This window comes from Kribbella sp. NPDC049174 (assembly GCF_043197365.1).
Classification (GTDB): Bacteria; Actinomycetota; Actinomycetes; order Propionibacteriales; family Kribbellaceae; genus Kribbella.
In genome coordinates this window covers 60,261-79,190 of record NZ_JBICSZ010000006.1, presented here as the reverse complement: position 1 = coordinate 79,190, position 18,930 = coordinate 60,261, and the positions used below count along the sequence as shown (strand labels likewise).

17 protein-coding genes are annotated in these 18,930 nt (G+C 70.5%); 7 read left to right on the top strand and 10 right to left on the bottom strand.

What is annotated here, in order from left to right:
- Positions 1–97: 97 nt before the first annotated feature.
- Complete coding sequence (locus ACGFIF_RS27885; protein WP_393158474.1) at positions 98–1,831, bottom strand: L-aspartate oxidase; 1,734 nt, start codon at positions 1,829–1,831, stop codon at positions 98–100.
- Between the two features lie 94 nt (positions 1,832–1,925).
- On the bottom strand, positions 1,926–2,483 hold the full coding sequence (locus ACGFIF_RS27880) for a GNAT family N-acetyltransferase (RefSeq protein WP_393158472.1): 558 nt from the start codon (positions 2,481–2,483) through the stop codon (positions 1,926–1,928).
- Between the two features lie 176 nt (positions 2,484–2,659).
- Here ACGFIF_RS27880 and ACGFIF_RS27875 point away from each other — a divergent pair, with 176 nt between their 5' ends.
- The 3 genes from ACGFIF_RS27875 (at position 2,660) to ACGFIF_RS27865 (ending at position 7,533) form a co-directional block, all read left to right on the top strand.
- On the top strand, positions 2,660–3,280 hold the full coding sequence (locus ACGFIF_RS27875) for a sigma-70 family RNA polymerase sigma factor (RefSeq protein WP_393158471.1): 621 nt from the start codon (positions 2,660–2,662) through the stop codon (positions 3,278–3,280).
- 110 nt (positions 3,281–3,390) lie between these two features.
- Positions 3,391–6,129: an AAA family ATPase gene (locus ACGFIF_RS27870; protein WP_393158469.1), complete on the top strand. Its 2,739-nt coding sequence runs from the start codon at positions 3,391–3,393 to the stop codon at positions 6,127–6,129.
- 66 nt (positions 6,130–6,195) lie between these two features.
- A complete protein-coding gene (locus ACGFIF_RS27865) occupies positions 6,196–7,533 on the top strand; it encodes an NAD(P)/FAD-dependent oxidoreductase (protein ID WP_393158468.1) in 1,338 nt (445 codons plus the stop codon).
- Between the two features lies 1 nt (position 7,534).
- Here the strand turns inward: ACGFIF_RS27865 and ACGFIF_RS27860 are convergent, their stop codons facing one another.
- The gene (locus ACGFIF_RS27860; RefSeq protein ID WP_393158466.1) at positions 7,535–7,825 is read right to left on the bottom strand and encodes a hypothetical protein; all 291 of its coding nucleotides are present in this window, start codon (positions 7,823–7,825) and stop codon (positions 7,535–7,537) included.
- A gap of 230 nt (positions 7,826–8,055) precedes the next feature.
- Here ACGFIF_RS27860 and ACGFIF_RS27855 point away from each other — a divergent pair, with 230 nt between their 5' ends.
- On the top strand, positions 8,056–9,495 hold the full coding sequence (locus ACGFIF_RS27855; protein ID WP_393158464.1) for an alkaline phosphatase PhoX: 1,440 nt from the start codon (positions 8,056–8,058) through the stop codon (positions 9,493–9,495).
- On the opposite strand, the gene ACGFIF_RS27850 is transcribed toward ACGFIF_RS27855, so the two are convergent.
- Entirely contained in the window at positions 9,483–10,142 is a 660-nt protein-coding gene (locus tag ACGFIF_RS27850) for a lysoplasmalogenase family protein (protein ID WP_393158463.1), read from the bottom strand. The genes ACGFIF_RS27855 and ACGFIF_RS27850 overlap by 13 nt on opposite strands.
- Before the next feature lie 134 nt (positions 10,143–10,276).
- Here ACGFIF_RS27850 and ACGFIF_RS27845 point away from each other — a divergent pair, with 134 nt between their 5' ends.
- Together ACGFIF_RS27845 and ACGFIF_RS27840 are read left to right on the top strand one after the other, a co-directional pair.
- The gene (locus tag ACGFIF_RS27845; protein WP_393158462.1) at positions 10,277–10,885 is read left to right on the top strand and encodes an RNA polymerase sigma factor; all 609 of its coding nucleotides are present in this window, start codon (positions 10,277–10,279) and stop codon (positions 10,883–10,885) included.
- On the top strand, positions 10,882–11,757 hold the full coding sequence (locus ACGFIF_RS27840; protein WP_393158461.1) for a hypothetical protein: 876 nt from the start codon (positions 10,882–10,884) through the stop codon (positions 11,755–11,757). The genes ACGFIF_RS27845 and ACGFIF_RS27840 overlap by 4 nt, the downstream gene beginning before the upstream one ends.
- On the opposite strand, the gene ACGFIF_RS27835 is transcribed toward ACGFIF_RS27840, so the two are convergent.
- Positions 11,732–12,826: a mandelate racemase/muconate lactonizing enzyme family protein gene (locus tag ACGFIF_RS27835; protein WP_393158459.1), complete on the bottom strand. Its 1,095-nt coding sequence runs from the start codon at positions 12,824–12,826 to the stop codon at positions 11,732–11,734. The genes ACGFIF_RS27840 and ACGFIF_RS27835 overlap by 26 nt on opposite strands.
- 13 nt (positions 12,827–12,839) lie before the next feature.
- Entirely contained in the window at positions 12,840–13,187 is a 348-nt protein-coding gene (locus tag ACGFIF_RS27830; protein ID WP_393158458.1) for a hypothetical protein, read from the bottom strand.
- A gap of 134 nt (positions 13,188–13,321) precedes the next feature.
- On the opposite strand from ACGFIF_RS27830, the gene ACGFIF_RS27825 reads away from it, so the two are divergent.
- A complete protein-coding gene (locus ACGFIF_RS27825; RefSeq protein ID WP_393158456.1) occupies positions 13,322–14,836 on the top strand; it encodes a hypothetical protein in 1,515 nt (504 codons plus the stop codon).
- Between the two features lie 15 nt (positions 14,837–14,851).
- Here the strand turns inward: ACGFIF_RS27825 and ACGFIF_RS27820 are convergent, their stop codons facing one another.
- The 4 genes from ACGFIF_RS27820 to ACGFIF_RS27805 are packed head-to-tail and all read right to left on the bottom strand — an operon-like array spanning position 14,852 to position 18,919.
- Entirely contained in the window at positions 14,852–15,109 is a 258-nt protein-coding gene (locus tag ACGFIF_RS27820) for an HPr family phosphocarrier protein (protein WP_393158455.1), read from the bottom strand.
- A gap of 12 nt (positions 15,110–15,121) precedes the next feature.
- The gene (locus ACGFIF_RS27815; RefSeq protein ID WP_393158454.1) at positions 15,122–17,164 is read right to left on the bottom strand and encodes a fructose-specific PTS transporter subunit EIIC; all 2,043 of its coding nucleotides are present in this window, start codon (positions 17,162–17,164) and stop codon (positions 15,122–15,124) included.
- A 22-nt stretch (positions 17,165–17,186) separates the two neighbouring features.
- Entirely contained in the window at positions 17,187–18,155 is a 969-nt protein-coding gene (locus ACGFIF_RS27810) for a 1-phosphofructokinase family hexose kinase (RefSeq protein WP_393158452.1), read from the bottom strand.
- Positions 18,152–18,919 carry a DeoR/GlpR family DNA-binding transcription regulator gene (locus tag ACGFIF_RS27805; RefSeq protein WP_393158451.1) on the bottom strand — a complete coding sequence of 256 codons (768 nt, stop codon included), beginning with the start codon at positions 18,917–18,919 and terminating at the stop codon, positions 18,152–18,154. The genes ACGFIF_RS27810 and ACGFIF_RS27805 overlap by 4 nt, the downstream gene beginning before the upstream one ends.
- Positions 18,920–18,930: the final 11 nt, after the last annotated feature.

Below are 18,930 nucleotides of genomic sequence, written 5' to 3'. Positions count from 1 at the left end.
GGGCTCGACCTCCGCAAGTCTCGGTCCCATCACCCCAACCCGGGCCCGAGCCCCACGTCAACGCCCATGACCACTACCGGTCACCAGCCGGTAGGCGTCACTCGACCAGCTTTCCTTCGGTGGAGATGTCGTCGCGCATGAGTTTGCGGAACTCCTCCGGGATCGGTGGGATCGACTCACGTCCCACCGAGCCCGGGCCGGACCACACCATGTTGACCTGCAGGGACTCGTCGAGGTCGGGGAAGTCGGCGCGGTTGTGGCAGCCGCGGGTCTCGCGGCGTTCGAGGGCTGCGTCGAGGGTGGCCCGGGCGGCCAGCGCCGAGGACTTCAGATCGAACGCGTGGGCCAGATCCTGGAACCCGGCGATATCCGGGTGGACGCCCATCTTCGTCATCCGCTCCTCGATCTCCGCCAGCTCGGCGATGCCGGCCAGCAGTCCGGCCTCGTCGCGGACCACGCCGGCCCGGTTCGTCATCGTGTCGCGCAGCGCCCGCTGCAGGGCCCGGACGTTCTCCTCGCCGTCACTCGCCAGCAGCGCGTCCACCTCGGCCCGTGCCTCGGCGACCGCTTCCACAGATCGCTCCTGCGACTGCCGGCCGATCGAGTACTTCGCCGCCTCCTCGGCCACGATCCGGCCGAACACCAGCAACTCGATCAGCGAGTTCCCGCCCAGCCGGTTCGCACCGTGCAAACCACTGGCCGCCTCACCGACCGCGTACAGCCCGTCGACACCGGTCCCGTGGTCCTCAGGACGCACCCAGACTCCACCCATCGAGTAGTGCGCCGTCGGCGCGATCTCGATCGGCTGCTTGGTGATGTCGAGCATCTGGAGCTCGAGCAGCGTCTGGTAGACCCGGGGCAGCCGGCGCATGATCGTCTCCCGCGGGAGGTGCGACACGTCCAGCCAGACCCCGCCGTTCGGCGTACCGCGGCCTTCCATGATCTCCGTGTACGCCGCCAGCGCGATCCGGTCCCGGGTCGACAACTCCATCCGCTCCGCGTCGTACCGCGCCATGAACCGCTCCCCCAGCGCGTTCCGCAGCTGACCGCCTTCACCGCGGGCCGCTTCGGAGACCAGGGTCCCGGCGGCGTTCTCGGGTTCGATCAGGCCGGACGGGTGGAACTGGACCAGCTCGGGGTCGCGGATCTTGCCGCCGGCCATGACCGCCAGCCGGAACGAGTCACCGGTGTTCTCGTCCCGCCGGGACGACGTACGGCGCCAGATCCGGGTATGGCCGCCCGCGGCCAGGATCACCGCGTCGGCGTGGATCACATAGCGCCGGCCAGTGGTCAGGTCGAAACCGTACGCGCCGAACACGGCGTTGTCCCGGACCAGGATGCGGGTCACGTAGACCGTGTCCAGGATCGGCACACCCAGCTGAACCGCGCGGTTGATCAGCGTCCGCTGGATCTCCAGACCGGTGTAGTCACCCGCGAACGCCGTCCGCCGATAGGTGTGCGCGCCGAAGAATCGCTGTGAGATCCGGCCGTCCGCCTCCCGGGCGAACGGCATCCCGTAGCGCTCCAGGTCGGCGATGCCCTGGGCCGCTCCCTCGGTGACGATCTGGACCGTGGTCGGGTTCGCCAGCAGGTAGCTCTCCTGCAGGGTGTCGGCGGCGTGCTGCTGCCAGCTGTCGTCGGGGTCCATCGTGGCCAGTGCGGCGTTGATCCCGCCGGCGGCCAGCGAGGTGTGCGCGTCCGAGCGGGGACGCTTGCCCAGGGCAAGCACCTCGACCCCCTGCTCGGCCAGCTCGATCGCGGCCCGCAGGCCGGCACCACCGGTTCCGATCACCAGGACGGAGGTGGCGATCTGCTGTTCGGTGGTCTTCATCGGGTCTCCTTCGACTCGTCACGTGGTCTCACCAGTTAGGACAGCGCAGCACTGCGGTCTGTGACTGTCATCCCGGTCACAACCCGCCTGTCTGTCACGTCTCACTCGCGTGCTCCGGGGTGTCGGCGTGGTACGCCAAGTCGTAGTGGCGGAGCCGGTAGAGGTTCAGGTGCTGGCCGTGGTACTGCTCCGTCTCGCCGATCAGCTCCATCCCGATCCGCTTGGCCGTACCGGCCGCGCGGGCGTTCGTCGGGCCGACCAGGGCGAACAGTTCCTCGACGTCGGTGTGGTGCATCGTCCAGTCGGCCAGCGCCGCTCCTGCCTCCGCTGCGTAGCCGTGGCCCCACGCGGTCCGGGCGAGCTGCCAGCCGATCTCCAGGTCTTCCCAGGGCTCCAGCCGGAGTACGGCCACGCCGCCGATCACCCGGCGGGTGTCGCGCAGTTCGACCGCCCAGTGACTCGCCGGCGCCACGTCCTGCGCCTTCCAGCGGTGCAGGACGTCGCGCATGGTCAGCACGTTCGGCACCCAGCTCATGGCCGGCGTCAGCCACCGGGTCACCTGCTCGTCGCCGTAGATCACCAACGCGTCCGACGCGTCAGTGTCCTGCCAGGGCCTGATCACCAATCGTTCGGTCTCGATCGTCGGCTTCATCTCATCCTCCGCGGCTGGGTGCTGGCACTGGCTATGACCACGTAGCCCCGGCTCCTGTGACACCGGCCCCCACGGGGGACCACGGACTCGACCACGGACTTCCAGGGCGCGACGACCACGGTCCGGCGGCCACGGTGGGAGGTGTCACTTCGGGGACTGATCAGAGGAGCCGGACCATGAGCGCGCACACCTTGGATCAAGCCGCATCGGTCTTCGTCGTCGTGCGGCCGCGGCTGTTCGGGATCGCCTACCGGATCGTCGGCAACGCACCCGAGGCCGAGGACATCGTCCAGGATGTCTGGCTTCGCTGGCAGCGCACCGACCGGAGCGCGGTCATCGACCCCGCCGCCTTCCTCGCGACCACGACCACCCGGCTGTCCATCAATCTGGTCCGCTGCGCCCGGCGCCGGCACGAGACGTACGTCGCCTCCTGGCTGCCCGAGCAGACCGCCGGCGGTACCGACCCGCAGACCCAGGCCGAACGGGACGAGGCCATCGACCTCGCCGCCCGGATGCTGCTGGAACGGCTGTCCCCGGCCGAACGGGCCACCTATGTACTGCGGGAGGGCTTCGAGTACCCGTATCGGCGGATCGCGGAGACGCTGCGGATCGGCGCGCCCAACGCACGGCAACTCGTGAAGCGAGCCCGTGACCGGCTGTCCTCCGACCGCTCTCGTCCGTACAGCCCTGACGCGCACAGCCGGCTCGTGCGCGCCCTGGTCGCAGCCTCCCGGACCGGCGAACTGTCCGACCTCGAGGAGTGCCTCACCGCAGGTCTCGCCGAACAGGCCGCCTGACGCATCACCTCGAGCTGACGAAGAAGCTGATCGCACTTACGTCGTGCCTGCCCGTCCCAGCTGTCGGGAGCACGCGCCGGCTCCAGCCTCTGATGAGAGGATGTGGAGCCATGACGGGTGCGACGGATCGGCTTCGCGGCCGGCGGTCGGAATGTGCACACCTGGACCGGCTGGTGGCCGACGTGCGCTCCCGTCAGGGCCGGGTCCTGATCGTCCGCGGTGAGGCAGGGATCGGGAAGTCCGTTCTGCTCGATTACCTGGCCGGACATGCCGACGGATGCCGGGTCGCCCGGGCGGCCGGAGTCGAGTCCGAGATGGAGCTCCCGTTCGCCGGTCTGCACCAGTTGTGCGCTCCGATGCTGGATCTCGCCGGGAATCTGCCGCCGCCGCAGCGCGACGCGCTGCGGGTCGCGTTCGGCCTGGAGTTCGGCGGGCCGCCGGACCGGTTCCTGGTCGGCGCCGCCGTCCTGAGCCTGCTCGCGGAGGTGGCCGACCAGCAGCCGCTGCTGTGCGTCGTCGACGATGCCCAATGGCTGGATCAGGCCTCGGCACAGGCGCTGACGTTCGTCGGGCGGCGGCTGTTCGCCGACCAGATCGGGGTGGTGTTCGGCGTCCGGGATCCGGTCACCGCGCCCGAGTGGCGAGGCTTCCCCGAGTTGGTGGTCGGCGGCCTGGCGGACGAGGACGCCGGGGCCCTGCTGGATTCCGTGCTGCCCGGGCGGCTCGACGAACACATCCGGGACCGGATCGTGGCGGAGACCCGGGGCAATCCGCTGGCGCTGCTCGAGCTCCCGCGAGGGTTGTCCGCGGCCGAGCTCGCCGGTGGGTTCGAACGGCCGGATGCGCGCCCGTTGGCGAGCCAGATCGAGCAGAACTTCAGCCAGCGGGTCCAGTTGCTGCCGCCGCAGACACAGCGGTTGCTGCTGACCGCCGCGGCCGACCCGGTCGGCGACGTACCGCTGCTGCTCCGCGCGCTGCGCAACCTGGATCTCCCGGTGAGTGCGGCCGCGCCCGCCGAGGCAGCCGGTCTGGTCGAGCTCGGTGCACGCGTCCGGTTCCGGCATCCGCTGGTCCGGTCGGCGACGTACCGGTCAGCCGCCGCGGCCGACCGCCGGGCGGTGCATCAGGCCCTCGCCGAAGCGATCGACCCGGACCTCGATCCGGACCGCCGCGCCTGGCACCGCGCGCAGGCGGCCGACGAGCCCGATGAGGACGTGGCCGCCGAACTGATCGCCTCCGCCGACCGGGCGCAGCGCCGCGGCGGCGTCGCGGCGACGGCCGCCTTCCTGCAACGGGCGACCGAGCTGACCCCAGACCCGGCGACGCGGGCCGGCCGCGCCCTGGCCGCCGCCCAGGCCACCCTCCGGGCCGGCGCTTTCGAGACCGCGTCGAAGCTGCTCGTCACCGCCGACGAGTGGACGGCGGACGAGTTGCACCAGGCCATGGTGAACCTCTTCCGGGCACAGGTCGCGTTCGCCACCGGTCACGGCGCGAGCGGCGCCCGACTGCTCCTGGAGGCCGCCCGCCGGCTCGAACCGCTCGACCTCGAGGTCGCCCGCGACACCTACCTCGATGCCATCATGGCCGCGATGTTCGCCGGGGTGCTGGCCCCCGGTTCCCCGCAGACCGAGGTGGCGCGCGCCGCCCGGGCGGCGGCGCAGCCGGAGAAACCCCGCAAGCACGATCTCCTGCTCGAGACCTATGCGGTCTCGTTCACCGACGGATACCCGGCCGCGGTGCCGCTGGCCAGGAAGGCGATCGAGGCGTTCGCGGATCCGGCCCAGGCAGCTCCGAGCGATTCGCGCTGGCTGTGGCTCGCGTCGCGGACCGCCGTCGACCTCTGGGACTTCGAGCACTGGGATGTCCTCACCGCCAGGCACGTGCAACTGGCTCGTGAGCTGGGCGATCTGGCCGAGCTCCCGCTCGTGCTGAACTCCCGGCTCACCATGCATCTGTTCGCCGGCGAGTTCCCGGCGGCCGCCTCACTGCTCAGCGAGATCCGGACCATCTCCGAGGCGACCGGGCTCGGGCTGGCGCCGTACGGCGCGATCGGCCTGGCCGTCCTGCGTGGTCGCGTGGACGAGGCCACTCCGTTGATCGCCACGACGACGGACGAGGTCGTGGCGCGGGGAGAAGGCGGTGGCCTGTCGTTCACCCGCTGGGCCGACTCCGTGCTGATGAACAGCCTCGCCAGGTATCCGGAGGCGCTCGCTTCGGCTCAGGCGGCGAGCGCGGATCCGAACGATCTCGGCGTCGGCAGCTGGGCCTTGCCAGAGCTTGTCGAGGCGGCGGTCCGGACCGGCCAGCGCGAGCTGGCGGCCGAGGGCTTCGACCGGCTGACCGAGCTGACCCAGGCCACCGGTACGGATTGGGCCCTCGGCGTGCTTGCTCGCTCGACCGCCCTGCTGACGACCGGCCCGGAGGCGGAGTCCGGCTACCAGGAGGCCATCGAGCGTCTCGGCCGGACCCGGGTCCGGATGGAGCTCGCCCGGTCGCATCTCCTGTACGGCGAGTGGCTCCGGCGAGCGGGTCGGCGGCAGGACGCCCGGACCCACCTGCGGACGGCGTACGACCTGCTCGCAGCGGCCGGTGCCGACGCCTTCGCAGATCGCGCCCGCCACGAACTCGCGGCAACCGGCGAGGCCGTCGACGAGCGGGCGAGCCGGGCCACCGACACGCTCACCGCGCAGGAGGCGCACATCGCCGAGCTCGCCGGTTCCGGGCTGACCAATGCCCAGATCGGCGCCCAGATGTTCCTCAGCCAGCACACGGTCGAGTGGCACCTGCGCAAGGTCTTCGCCAAGCTCGGCATCACCTCCCGCCGGCAGCTCCGTCCGCAGACCGGTTAGGCCGTGTCACAAATGGGCCTGCTGTCTTGTCTTACCTGTAGATAGTTCAGACGAGATGGAGGACCAGTGCGCAGGATCCTGGTAGTTGGCGGCGGGTATGCCGGCTTCTACGCGGCATGGAAACTGGAGAAGAAGCTTCGCAAGGGTGAAGCCGAGGTCGTGGTGATCGATCCGCGGCCGTACATGACCTATCAACCGTTCCTGCCCGAGGTGGTGTCCGGTTCCATCGAGGCCCGGCACGCGGCGATCTCGCTGCGGCGGAACCTACGCCGGACGAGGATCATCGCCGGCGCGGTCACCTCGATCGAGCACGCCCGGAAGACGGTCACGGTCCACCCGATCGAAGGCGCCGATTTCGACCTGACGTACGACATCATCGTGGTGACGGCCGGTGCCGTGACCAAGACGTTCGCGGTGCCCGGCGTGGCCGAGCGCGCGATCGGCATGAAGCACGTCGAGGAAGCCGTCGCGATCCGCGACCAGCTGCTGACGGCCTTCGACCAGGCGTCCGTCCTTCCGCCCGGCCCGGAGCGGCAGCGCCTGCTGACGGTCACCTTCGTCGGCGGCGGCTTCGCCGGTGTCGAAGGCTTCGCCGAGCTGCTGTCGCTGGCCAACGGTCTGCTCAAGTCGTACCCGGAGCTCTCGCAGCGCGACTTCGCCTTCCACCTGGTCGAGGCGAGCCACCGCATCCTGCCGGAGGTCGGCGACAAGCCCTCGCAGTGGGTGATCTCGAAGCTCGAGAATCGCGGAGCGCAGGTCCACCTGGACACGACCGTGGAGTCGGCCGCGGACGGACATGTCGTCTTGTCCGACGGTACGACGTTCGAGTCTGACCTGATCGTCTGGACGACGGGCAACGCCGCGACCCGGCTGGTCCGCAACCACACCGACCTTCCCGTCACCCCGCGCGGCCTGATCCAGGCCCGGGCCGACCTGCGGGTCGGCACCGAGACCGATCCGGTGCCGGACGCGTGGGCGGCCGGGGACGACGCGGCGGTTCCCGACCTCGCGTCGCCCGTGCAGGGCGCGTTCACGGTGCCGAACGCGCAGAACGCCGTCCGGCAGGGGAAGCTGCTGGCGAAGAACCTGCTGCAGACACTGCGTGGGCGCCAGCCGAAGAACTACGTCCACCACACCCTCGGGGCGGTCGCGACCCTCGGGTTGGGCCGGGGCATCTTCCAGTACAAGCGGATCGTGGTGAAGGGCTTCCTCGCGTGGCTCATGCACCGCGGCTACCACGTGCTGGCGGTCCCGACCTGGGACCGGAAGGTCCGGGTGCTCGCCGTCTGGCTGGCCGCCGCCTTCTACGGCCGCGACATCGTCTCGCTGGCTTCGGTGCAGCGACCCCGGGAAGCTTTCGTGACCGAGGCCGACGTACCGGTGCTCAACTCCCGCTCCGCCTGAGTCAGCGCTGCGGGTTGGTGCACAGGAACGGCGGACGCGAGCCGCCGGAGTGGTAGTGGTACTGCTTGCCGGCTGACTCGAGGATGATGCGGGAGCCGGGGACCAGGGCCTGGGTGTAGTTCATCCCAGGCTCTGGGCAACCGAGGCTGCCGTCCGGCCAGGTGACCTCGCTTGAGCTGACCACGGTCACCTGTGCCGCCTCGACGCCCAGCCGCTTGGCCAGGTCGGCCTTCGCCTGCTCGACCGGACCGGACGCCGGCGCAGGCGTCTCGGAAGTGGGTGTGCTACTCACCGTCGGTTGTCCTTCCGCTCCAGACTCATTGCCACACGCAACCAAGAGCGCCGCCGCGACGACGGCGACCACACCGAACCTTCGCATCCCGATCACCTCCCACTAGGGACGCCCGGCGCGCCGGGTTCGTTGCGGGGTCAGTTGTTCAGGTGCTGTTTCCCCGGTGTCAGCCGGCCGGGGGCAGGATCGCCTGGGGCCGCCCGCCCGCCAACGTACCAAGGAGCACCGTCATGTCTGTTGCCCGCCGTTCCGTCCTCCGGGGTGCTGCCGCCGGCGCCGCGGGGGTCGGTTTCGCCACCGTCGGCACCGTCCCGTCGCTCGCCCAGGCCACGCCCGGTCCGCGGCACTCGCCGTTCCCGGCGCACCGGCCGTTCCCGCCGCTGCTGGACGACCCCGACGGCATCCTCGCCCTGCCGCCGGGCTTCAAGTACCGGATCGTCACCCGGGCCGGTGAGACCAAGCTCACGACCGGGCAGCCGACCCCGTCCCTGCACGACGGTACGGCGGTCTTCGACGCCGGCCGGAACAAGTACCTGCTGATCCAGAACCACGAGGTCGGCAGCGCCAACGCACTCGGCGTACCGCCGATCGAGGGCACCGTGTACGACGCCGGCGTCGGCGCGGCCGGCGGCTGCACCGTCATCTCCGTCGACCGGGACGGCAAGAACCTCGGCGAGTGGGTCGGCATCTCCGGCACGCTCACCAACTGCGCCGGCGGACACACGCCGTGGGGCACCTGGCTGACCTGCGAGGAGACCGAGTCCAAGGCGAACGGCACCACCCGCCTGAAGGACCACGGCTACGTCTTCGAGGTCTGGGGTGACGGCAAGACCGCCCACCCGGTCCCGCTCAAGGCGCTCGGACGCTACGCCCACGAGGCCCTCGCGGTCGACAAGGACCGCAACCACATCTACCTGTCCGAGGACGCGTCCGGCCCGAACGGCCTCTTCTACCGCTGGAGTGCCCCGCACGGTTACAAGCTCGGGCCGACCAGCTGGCGGCAGCTGGCCGACGCCGGCTTCGGCACCCTCGAGGCGATGGCCATCCTCGGTGACGACGGCAAGCCGATCCCGGACGTCGCGTACCTGACGTCCGCCCAGCTGCTCCGGCCGTTCCGGGTCGCCTGGGTCCCGGTCCCCGACCGGGACGCGGTCTCGGTCTCCTGCCGCAAGCAGTTCACCGACGACAAGGTCACCCGCGGCAAGAAGTTCGAAGGGGTGTTCGGCACCGACGAGGGCGTGTACGTCGTCAACTCCTACGCCGAGGCCGGCACCGCCGACCTGCCGGCCGATGCCGTCCCGCACGACGGCATGGTCTGGTTCTACAACTACCGGGCCAGGACCATCCAGCTGGTCACCTACTTCCCGGACAACGCCGCGGCCGACAAGGGCTCCGAGGCGCGGTACGACGACTACAACTTCGACAGCCCGGACAACGTCACCGTCACCCCGTGGGGTTCGCTCGTCCTGGCCGAGGACGGCAACGCCAGCAGCCACGTGCTGAGCTCGACACCGGGCGGACCGACGTACGCGATCGTCCGCAACATGCTCAACGACTCCGAGTTCACCGGCCCGGCGTTCTCCGACGACGGCAAGGTGCTCTTCGTCAACCTGCAGACCCCCGGCATCACGTTCGCCATCACCGGCCCGTGGCGCGACTACCTGGGCTGACCCGTTCCATCGAGAGGGCCGTCCACCGGGCGGCCCTCTTTCTTCTGTACGGCGCCGGAGGCCAGGAGGTACTGGCCGACGGCGTACGTCGACATCACCAGCGCGCCGCGGCCCGGGAACTCGCGGCCGGACAGGCGCAGGGCGATCAGGGCGTCGGAGACGAGGAAGAGCGTGCCGCCCAGGCCGCTCCGGGGACTGTGCCAGCGGGACACGATCGCGGTTGCGGTCAGCAACAGCGCGTAGGCGGCGACAGGCACTCGCTGACCGCCCAATCCCGGTGACAGCACCGCGACCAGCGCGGCCCACAGCGCGCCGTACGCCGCCACCACCCGCCACGAGCGCTGCCCGGGCTCGGCCAGGAAGACGGCCAGGTAGCACGCGTGCGCCGCGGCGAAGGCAGCAATCCCAGCCAGTTGCAGATCCGTCTCCAGCAGCAGGTCACCGGCTGCCGAAGCCAGTAACGCGGCCTGGAGCAAGGGCGGAGCCTGCTCGGTCCGCGACCAGGCCAGCAGCAACGGCATCAGTGAGACCTTGCTCACCTGTTTCAGCACCTTGACGTCACACGCGACGGCAACCACCTGAACCACCGTCGCACCCCAGTACGCCGCCAACCGCCGCCGCCCCCGTACGAGCTGCCCCAGTCTCATGGCGGCGAGTCTCCCCGATCCCGGTGAACACAGCGGGAACCTTCCGCGTCGAGCCGACACAAGACAGGTGCAAGGCAGCCTTGATCAGAGCGGACGGGAGCGCGGATGCGCGGCAGTAGCAGTGGAAATAGCTCGTGAGCAGCCTCCAGGCCGTGCACGATGTCCTCATCATGTCGACAATCACGGACCGGATCCTGTGGGAGCGTGCCACCGACGGCGACTCCGAGGCGTTCGGCCAGTTGTACGACCGGCACGCTCAGGCGATCTACAACTTCCTGTACCGGCGGACCGGGTCCTGGAGTGATGCGGAGGACCTCACCTCGACGGTGTTCCTGCACGCGTGGCGTCGTCGTACCGAGGTCGTCCTCGACCGCGACTCGGCGCTGCCCTGGCTGTTGCGGACCGCCGACTACACCGTCCGGAACGAGTGGCGCGCCAAGCTGCGTTACCGCAAGGCCCTCGCCGCGGCGCAGCAGCTGGTCGACCACGTTCGCGACCACGCCGACGACGTCGCCGGCCGACTCGACGACGACCAGCGGATCCAGCAGGCCCGCGCCACGCTGAGGCGCCTGCCCAAGCAGGAACGCGAGATCGTCGAACTCTGCATCTGGGCCGGCCTCGATCAGCAGGCGGCGGCCGTCGCACTGAACGTCCCGCTCGGCACGGTGAAGTCCCGGCTCTCCCGCGCCCGCAAGCACCTGCGCGAGCTGAATCCTCTGTCCCCCGTGGAGACGCCATCATGACCATGTCCCCGCCGGAGTACGAGCTCCGCCCCGAGACCCGCGCCCGCCAGCGCGCCGAACTCGTCGCCATCGTCTCGCAGGAGGCGGCGACCACACCGCGACGCCGCCTGGTCCCGCTGCTGGCCGCGGCTGCCGTCGTCGCCATCACCGCCGGCCTTGCGATCGGCCTGCCGACGCTGCGCAGCGACCACGGCCAGCCGCCGGTGAGCGGCACCAACAAGTCCCAGTCCCTCACGGTCGAGCCACTGAACGAGGCGGACAAGGCCCACTACGCGAAGCTGTGTTCCGAGCGGCGGCCCCGGATCTCCCGGGTCAAACCGCCGAAGCCGCCGTACCAGGTGGCCGACGCCTTCAGGTTCGTGAACGCCCCGGGCAACGCGTTCTCGACGACCTGGGTGGTCCTCGACAACACCGTCTTCGGCGAGTGGATCGCCTGCGGGGTGAACTCCGACGGCAAGATCACGCAAGTGCTCCCCGGCGGGCGGGACCAGGTGCTGTACCGCGCCGTCGAGGACCGCCTGATCGGCGCCGGCGCCTACGCCGCCCACGTCACCCGGATCACCATTGCCATCGGCAACCAGGAGCCGGTGGACGCGGTCCAGCGGCACGGCTTCTTCTACGCCCCGGTCCCATACGTGCGCGTCCGCGGCCCGCACACCGACGCGACGCCGCTGCCGTACACGGTCCGCGGGTACGACGCCGCCGGCAAGCTCGTGTACAGCAGCCCGAAGAACGACGGGGAATGGCGCGCCCGGCGGAACGCCTGCTACATCGACCCGAACGGCAAGCTGGTCGCCTGGATGAGCGACAACCCGCACCCCGACCCGAAGACCTGTCACCGCAGCTTCATCTGGAACTACCGGCCGCGGTGAGCTCCAGACCGAAACCTGGCCGGCCGGAGAAAGTGAGGTAGCCGTCGGTGAGGTGGTAGCCGTCGCCGTCGGTGCCGAGGACGTGGCCCGGGACGCCCTCGATGATCGGGACATTCCCGAGGCCGGCGGCGATGTGGGCGGCGTACAGGGTCTTCAGCGGCGCGCCCCAGGTGTGCGGTGAGGCCTCTGCTCCGGTGGCCCGCAGTCGCGGCATGAACCGCCGCCACGCGGTCAGGCCGTAGCCGACGCCGTCCATCAGCGCGACGTCGACCAGACCCGCCTCGGCGAGCCGCAGGATGTAGTCGGCGTCCGGGTCGAACTCGCCGTCGGCGATCTTCGGCTGCCACGGCAGCGTGCCGAGATGGCTGCGCAGGAACTTCATGTCCTCGTCCCGCTCGGCGAACGACTCCTCAAGCCAGTACAGCCGGCAGTCCGAGACGGCGGCCAGGTACTCGACGAGGGCGTTCACGCTGAAGCCGTCGTTCGGGTCGACCAGGATCTCCGCCTCGGGATAGAGCTCGCGGGCGAGCCGGGTCACCTCGATGTCGCGATCGAGGCCGGCCTGGTACGGCATCCAGCGGTACCCGCGGCCGAGCTTCAGCTTGAAGTCACGGAACCCGAGCTCGTGGTCCTGCGCGAGGTTCTGTTTGATCGCGGTCAGCCCCGCCGGCGCCTCCTCCGGATCTAGGTCGTCGAGATAGATCCCGCCGCTGTAGCACCGCACCTGCGCCGACCCGGCCGCCCCGAGCATCGCGTACACCGGTACGTCGAGGATCCGCGCGGCCAGATCGTGCAACGCATAGTCCAGGAACTCCGCTCCCGGCTCGATCACCCCCGCGTCCGGATCGATCAGCTCGGCCACGTTCCTGCCGATCAGCGCCGCCGGATCCCCCGGTCCGAGTGGCAGTCCCCACCCGGTCGCACCCCGATCGGTCTCCACGACGTACGCCGTCTCGACCCCGCCCCGCCCGTGATGCCCCCGAAACGAGTTCCGCCCCACCTCCCGCACATACTCGGCTCCAACCTGCGCCGTACCGACCCCAGTCACCACATGCCGGGAAAGGCTCACAAGTCCTCCGTGCTCAACCGCGGTCGATCATCCCGTGCAAGTGGGCGACCGCCCGGTCGATGTCGTCGTACCCCTGCTGTGCCGCCCGCGACTCTGCGGCCAGCAATCCACACCGATGTACCTTCCCGAAGTCGCCGTACGGAAACTTGTAATGCCCCTTGGTGTCGTCCCCCATCTCGTCGTCGACGCCCAGATACCAGAGCCCGTAGTCCTTCCAGCCCTGCTTGTCCAGGTACTCGTTCTCCTCATCCGTCGACGGCTGATCCTCACTCCAGTCGTCCCGCTCGTCGGCCACGAACTTGCCGTCCTTCACCAGTGCCTTGGCATGCTCGAACGCGCGCTCGTTCAACTTCACGCTCATCTGCTTCTCCTTCCAGAAGGCCCCGATCGCCTGGTGCCCCCTGCTGCCCAGCTCAATCGCCGGCTGGTTGGTGAGCTGACGACCCTGTGGCGCGGGATGCTTGGCGGGCTGAGTCGGGTGGACAGGAGTGGTGGATGTCGGACTGGTATCAGGAGCGGCGGCAGAACGAGGAGCTCGAGGACCTTCGGAGTGAGATGTCGCTGGCCTTGTCGGAGGCGTCGAACCTGCGGTCGCGGGTTTCGCAGTTGCAGGGCAGCCTGGATTCGCGGCTGCAGCGGCTGACGGACGCGTTCGATGCCTTTGTCGAGCTGTCCGACATCCGGTACGAGCTGATCGGGTTCGCCGCCGCGGCGGAGGTACGGCGGCATGCCGGTCAGGTGCTGACCGCGCTGGCCTCGGCCAAGGAGCCGCCGCCGGCCGGGCCCGCGTTCCCCGACTACTGGTTGCAGCCGGCAGTCGCGGCAATCCACGGTCTGTCGACCGAGACGACGGAGTTGCCGGACGGCCCGTTGTCCGAGGCAATGACTCTCGACCAGCGCCGTACGTCGATCTTCCTCTGTCTGGCCCTGGCCGCGCTCGGACGCCGCGATCTGGTCCAGACGACCTGGCTGGAGACAGCCTTCGGTACGTCGGCCGACGGCAAGGTCACCCGGTTGCAGCGCGCACTGTGGTCCACCGGTGCTCGCGGCGGCCTGGGTGCGGAAGGCCTGACCCTGATCGTCGAGCGGCTGCAGGAGCACATCAAGGGCCTGAGCTGGCTTGAGACCGTCGAGAGCCGGGCGAAGTCGGTGAAGCTCGCCGGCCCGGCCTTCGACGAGGTCACCACCGCGCGGAACGCGCGCGCTCGGCTCAGCCAGCTCCGCCCGGCCGTCGAGGCGATCGCCGGCGACGCCGCCGTCCGGGAGCCCGATCGTGAGCTCGCGTACGGCGAGCCAGACCCGGACAGCGCCTCGGCCGTGCTGCGGATGCTGATCTCCGAAGGCAGTGAGCCCGAACGCGAGCCGCTGGCCCGCGTCGCCGAGCTGCGCACCCGGATCACCGACATCGCGGCCGCTCCCGGCGCGATCACCGACCCGGTCGACACGATCGAGAACCTGCTCCGGGCCAATCTGCGGCGCGACGACGAGCCGCATCTGTCCGCGACCGCGCTGCGCGTGGTGTCGGACGGCGTACTGACCGAGGCCGAGGAACTCGCCAAGACCGCCAATGCCCTCCCGCCGACCCAGGTCGTCTGCACGTTCGGCCGGCGCCGGCTCACCGTGCTTCCCGATGGCGCCGACGCGCAGTCGATGGCGGCTGCTGTTGCCCAGATCAACGCCGAGGCGCCGCCGCTCACCGCACGGGCTCTGACCGGACCGATCGCGATCGCCGCGACCGGTCTGGTGGTTGCCGTCGGCCTGGGCCTGCTGCACTCGTTCTGGATCGTCATCGGCGTGGCGATCCTCGGCGTCGCGGCGTACCGCTACTGGCGAGCCCGGACCCAGGCTGCCCAGGCCAAGGCCGAGGCGGCGGACCAGATCTTGCGGCTGAAGGAGAAGGCGACCGAGGCGGCCGCGGAGCTGGCGTCGTACAAGGCGAGCGCCCGCGACCGCGAGGCCTCGATCACCGCCGACCTCGAGGCGATCCGCAAACATCTGACCAGCGCCTGACCCCAGCAGCTGACCTCAGGCGTCGAGGTCGGTGGCGACCAGGTCGGCGACCTTGCGCAGTACCGCGTCGTCGTCACAGGTCACGGTGACGTCGTCGCCGCGCTTGGCGCCCAGCGTCATGATCAGCAATGCCGAGCCGGCGTCCACCGGTACGCCCTCGGTCGTCGCGAGCGTGACCGGTACGCCGGCCTCGGTGACAGCGGCTGCGATGACGGCAGCGGGACGGGCGTGCAGGCCGACGGCCGAGCCGACGGAGATGGTGGTGCTGGACATGAACAGTTCCCTTCAGACGGTGACGGCAGTACGAGTTTGAGCTGTGGCGGGTTTGCGGCCGACCTGTTTCGCGACCACCACCGCGACCGCGGCGACCACCGCCCCGGCCAGCAGTGCGAGCACGAACAACGCGAGGTGGCCGATGGCGAAGAAGACGAAGATGCCGCCGTGCGGTGCGGACAGTGTCACGCCGCCCGCCATCACGATGGCGCCGGTGAAGGCCGAGCCGAACATGATCGACGGGATCACCCGGAGCGGGTCGGCGGCCGCGAACGGGATCGCGCCCTCGGTGATGAACGATGCCCCGAGCAACCATGCGGCCTTGCCGTTCTCCCGCTCCGCGGTGCTGAACAGCTTCGGCCGGACGGCGGTCGCCAGCGCCATCGCCAGCGGCGGGACCATCCCGGCCGCCATCACCGCGGCCATCACCTTGAGCGAGGCCGGGTTGTCGACGGCCAGACCGGCGGTGGCGAACGCGTACGCCGCCTTGTTCACCGGACCACCCATGTCGAAGGCCATCATCAGGCCGAGGACGATGCCGAGCACGATCACGGACGAGCCGGACAGGCCGTTCAGCCAGCTCTCGAGACCAGAGGTGATCGCGGCCAGCGGCCGGCCGAGGACCAAGAACATCAGGCCGCCCGCGATCAGCGTCGCGCCGAGCGGGATCACCACCACGGGCATCAGTCCGCGACCCCAGGCAGGAATCTTCAGCCGGCTGATCCACAGTGCGGCGAAGCCGGCCAGCAGACCACCGACGATGCCGCCGATGAAGCCGGCACCAACGGTCGTCGCGACCACGCCGACGGTGAAGCCGGGCGCGATGCCGGGCCGGTCGGCGATGGCGAACGCGATGTAACCGGACAGCGCCGGGACGAGGAAGCCGAAGGCGAGGGCGCCGAGACTGAAGAGCACTGCGCCGAGATACTGACTCAGGCCGCCGGACGGCAGGTTGGCCAGCGAGTTGTTCGCCACGATGTCGGTCGCGGTGGCGTTGATCTTGTAGCCGCCGAACAGGAACCCGAGCGCGATCAGCAGTCCGCCGGCCGCGACGAACGGAATCATGTAGCTCACCCCGGTGAGCAGGATCTGCCGCAGCCGCACCGGCCAGGACACATCACCGGAGCGGACGTCCTTCCGCGGCTGGCCTGACGCGGCGCCCTCGACCCGGGGAGCATCCGGGTCGGCCGCGGCCGCCAGCGCGTCCGCGACCATCGCGTCCGGCTCGTTGATCGCCCGCTTCACACCGGACGCGACCACCGGCTTGCCGGCGAACCGGCCCCGATCCTTGACGCCGACGTCGGTCGCGAAGATGACCGCCTCCGCCGACTCGATCTCGTCCGCGGCGAGCGGTGTCGAGGCGCCCGAGCCTTGCGTCTCCACCAGTACCTTCACGCCGGCCCGGTCGCCGGCGGCCACCAGGGAGTCCGCCGCCATGTAGGTGTGCGCGATACCGGTCGGGCAGGCCGTCACGGCAACGACGTGCCGCTGAGCAGCCGGAGCGGGCTCAGCCGCGGCAGGGGCGGTCGCTGCAGGGGCGGTCGCTGCTGGCGCGGTCGCTGCAGGGGCGCTCGCAGCGGATGGCGTCGCAGCAGGCTCAGCTGCCGGCGCAACCGCCGACTGCACCAACGCGACCACGTCATCCGCAGAAGTTGCCTCCCGCAACGAAGCCACGAAGTCCGGCTTCACCAGCGACCGAGCCAGGGCCGTCAGCAAGGTCAGATGATCGGCATCCCCCTCCGCGGGCGCGGCGATCAGGAAGACCAGATCCGCCGGCCCGTCCGGCGCACCGAAGTCCACCCCCGGCGCCAACCGGGCGAAGGCCAACGTCGCCTCGGTGACGAAGGACGACCGGCAATGCGGGATACCGATCCCGCCCGGCAGCCCGGTCGCGGCCTGACCCTCGCGGGCCATTGCGTCGCCGTACAAACCCTCGACGTCGGTCGCGCGGCCGGCGGCCACGACGCGCGTCGCGAGCTGGCGGATCACGTCCGGCGAGGTGCTGCCGAGGTTCTCGTCGAGGACGACGAGCTCGGCCTTGATGATCTGGGACATGGAAGTTCCTCTCAGCCGCCGGTCAGCCGCGCGGTGACGCGACGGACCGGGGAGCCAGGGCGACAACGCTGACGCCCGCAGGACGGAGATCGTCGGGCCGCGGCATCGCGGACCCGGCGAGTTGGACCGCGGCGGCGCCGAACGCCACCGCCTGACGCAACCGATCGGCCGGCCCCGCTCCGGCCAGATCGGCAAGCAAGTAGCCGGCCAGGGTGGCGTCGCCGGCACCGACGGTGTTGATCGGTACGACGGCCTCGGCCTTCGCGAGCAACGCCGTACCCGAGCTGTCGACCAGGACCGCGCCATGCCGCCCGAGCGTGGCGAGCACGGCGCCGACCCCACGCGCGATCAGCGCCCGGCCGGCCTCGGCGACGAACGACGGATCGGCCTCTAGCCGCGCCACGTCGTACCCGGTCAGCTCGGCCAGTTCCTCGGCGTTCGGCTTGAGCAGATCCGGTTGCACAGCGGCCGATGCGACCGCCCGCAACGGCTCGCCGGAGGTGTCGACAGCGACCGCACATCCCTGCTCACGCAGGGCTGCGACCAGAGCGACGTACCAATCGGATGGCACCTCTGGCGGCAGTGAGCCCGACAGGACCGCCCACCGAGCGTCCACGGCTTCCCGCAGTACGGCGGCAACCAGCGCGTCGAGCACCTCGGCGGTCGGCGACATCCCGGCCTCGTTCAGCTTGGTCGTCGTACCGTCGGGCTCGACGACCGTGACATTGACCCGGACCGGATGCGGTACGTCGACCGCCCGGTAGGCGACGGCCTGGTCGCGCAGCGCGGCCAGCATGCCGTCGTCGGCTCCCGCGGGCAGCACCGCGATCGCGGGTGCACCGGCGGCGGTGAGGGCCCGGGCGACGTTCACGCCCTTGCCGCCCGGCTCGTTGCGGACGCTGATCGCCCGCTGGACCTCGCCACGCCGCAACTCGCCGGCGAGCTCGATCGTCCGGTCGACACTCGGGTTCGCGGTCAGCGTGACGATCATGCGAGCACCACCTCGACCTCGTGCCGTTCGAGCTCGCGGACCATCTCCGGGTCGATCGCGTCATCGGTGATCAGGACGTCGACCTCGTCGAGTGACGCGAAGCGGACCAGGTGCTCGCGGCCGATCTTCGAGGAGTCGGCGACCACGACGACCTGGTGCGCGGCGGCGACCATGGCCCGCTTCACCGCGGCCTCGTCCGGGTCCGGGGTGGTCAGACCGTGGTCGACCGTGAGCGCGTTCGTGCCGATGAAGGCGAGGTCGACCCGCAGGTCGGTCAACGATCGGACAGTCTGATCGCCGACCGCCGCCTGGGTCTCACCCCGGACCCGACCACCGAGCAGATGCAGCCGGACGTTGTCCGAACCACCGAGCCGGGCCGCGATCGGCACCGCGTTCGTGACCACCACGAGCCGGCGGTCCGCCGGGAGCAGCGACGCGATCCGGGCTGTCGTCGTACCGGCGTCGAGCAGGACGCTGCCGCCGCTGCCGGGCAGCAGGTCGACGGCGGCCTTCGCGATCCGGTCCTTCTGGTCCGCCTGGGTCGCGTCGCGCTCGGCGACGCCGGGCTCGATCACGGTCAGCGCGGTGGTGGAGACGGCGCCGCCGTGGACGCGGCGGAGCAGGCCGGCCCGCTCGAGCTGGGCGAGGTCGCGGCGCACGGTCTCGGTGGTGACGCTGAGGTCGGCCGCGATCCCGCTGACCGTGACCCGGCCCAGTTCACGGACCTTGCCGACGATCGCCGCCTGCCGCTCCTCCGCGTACATATCGACTCCAG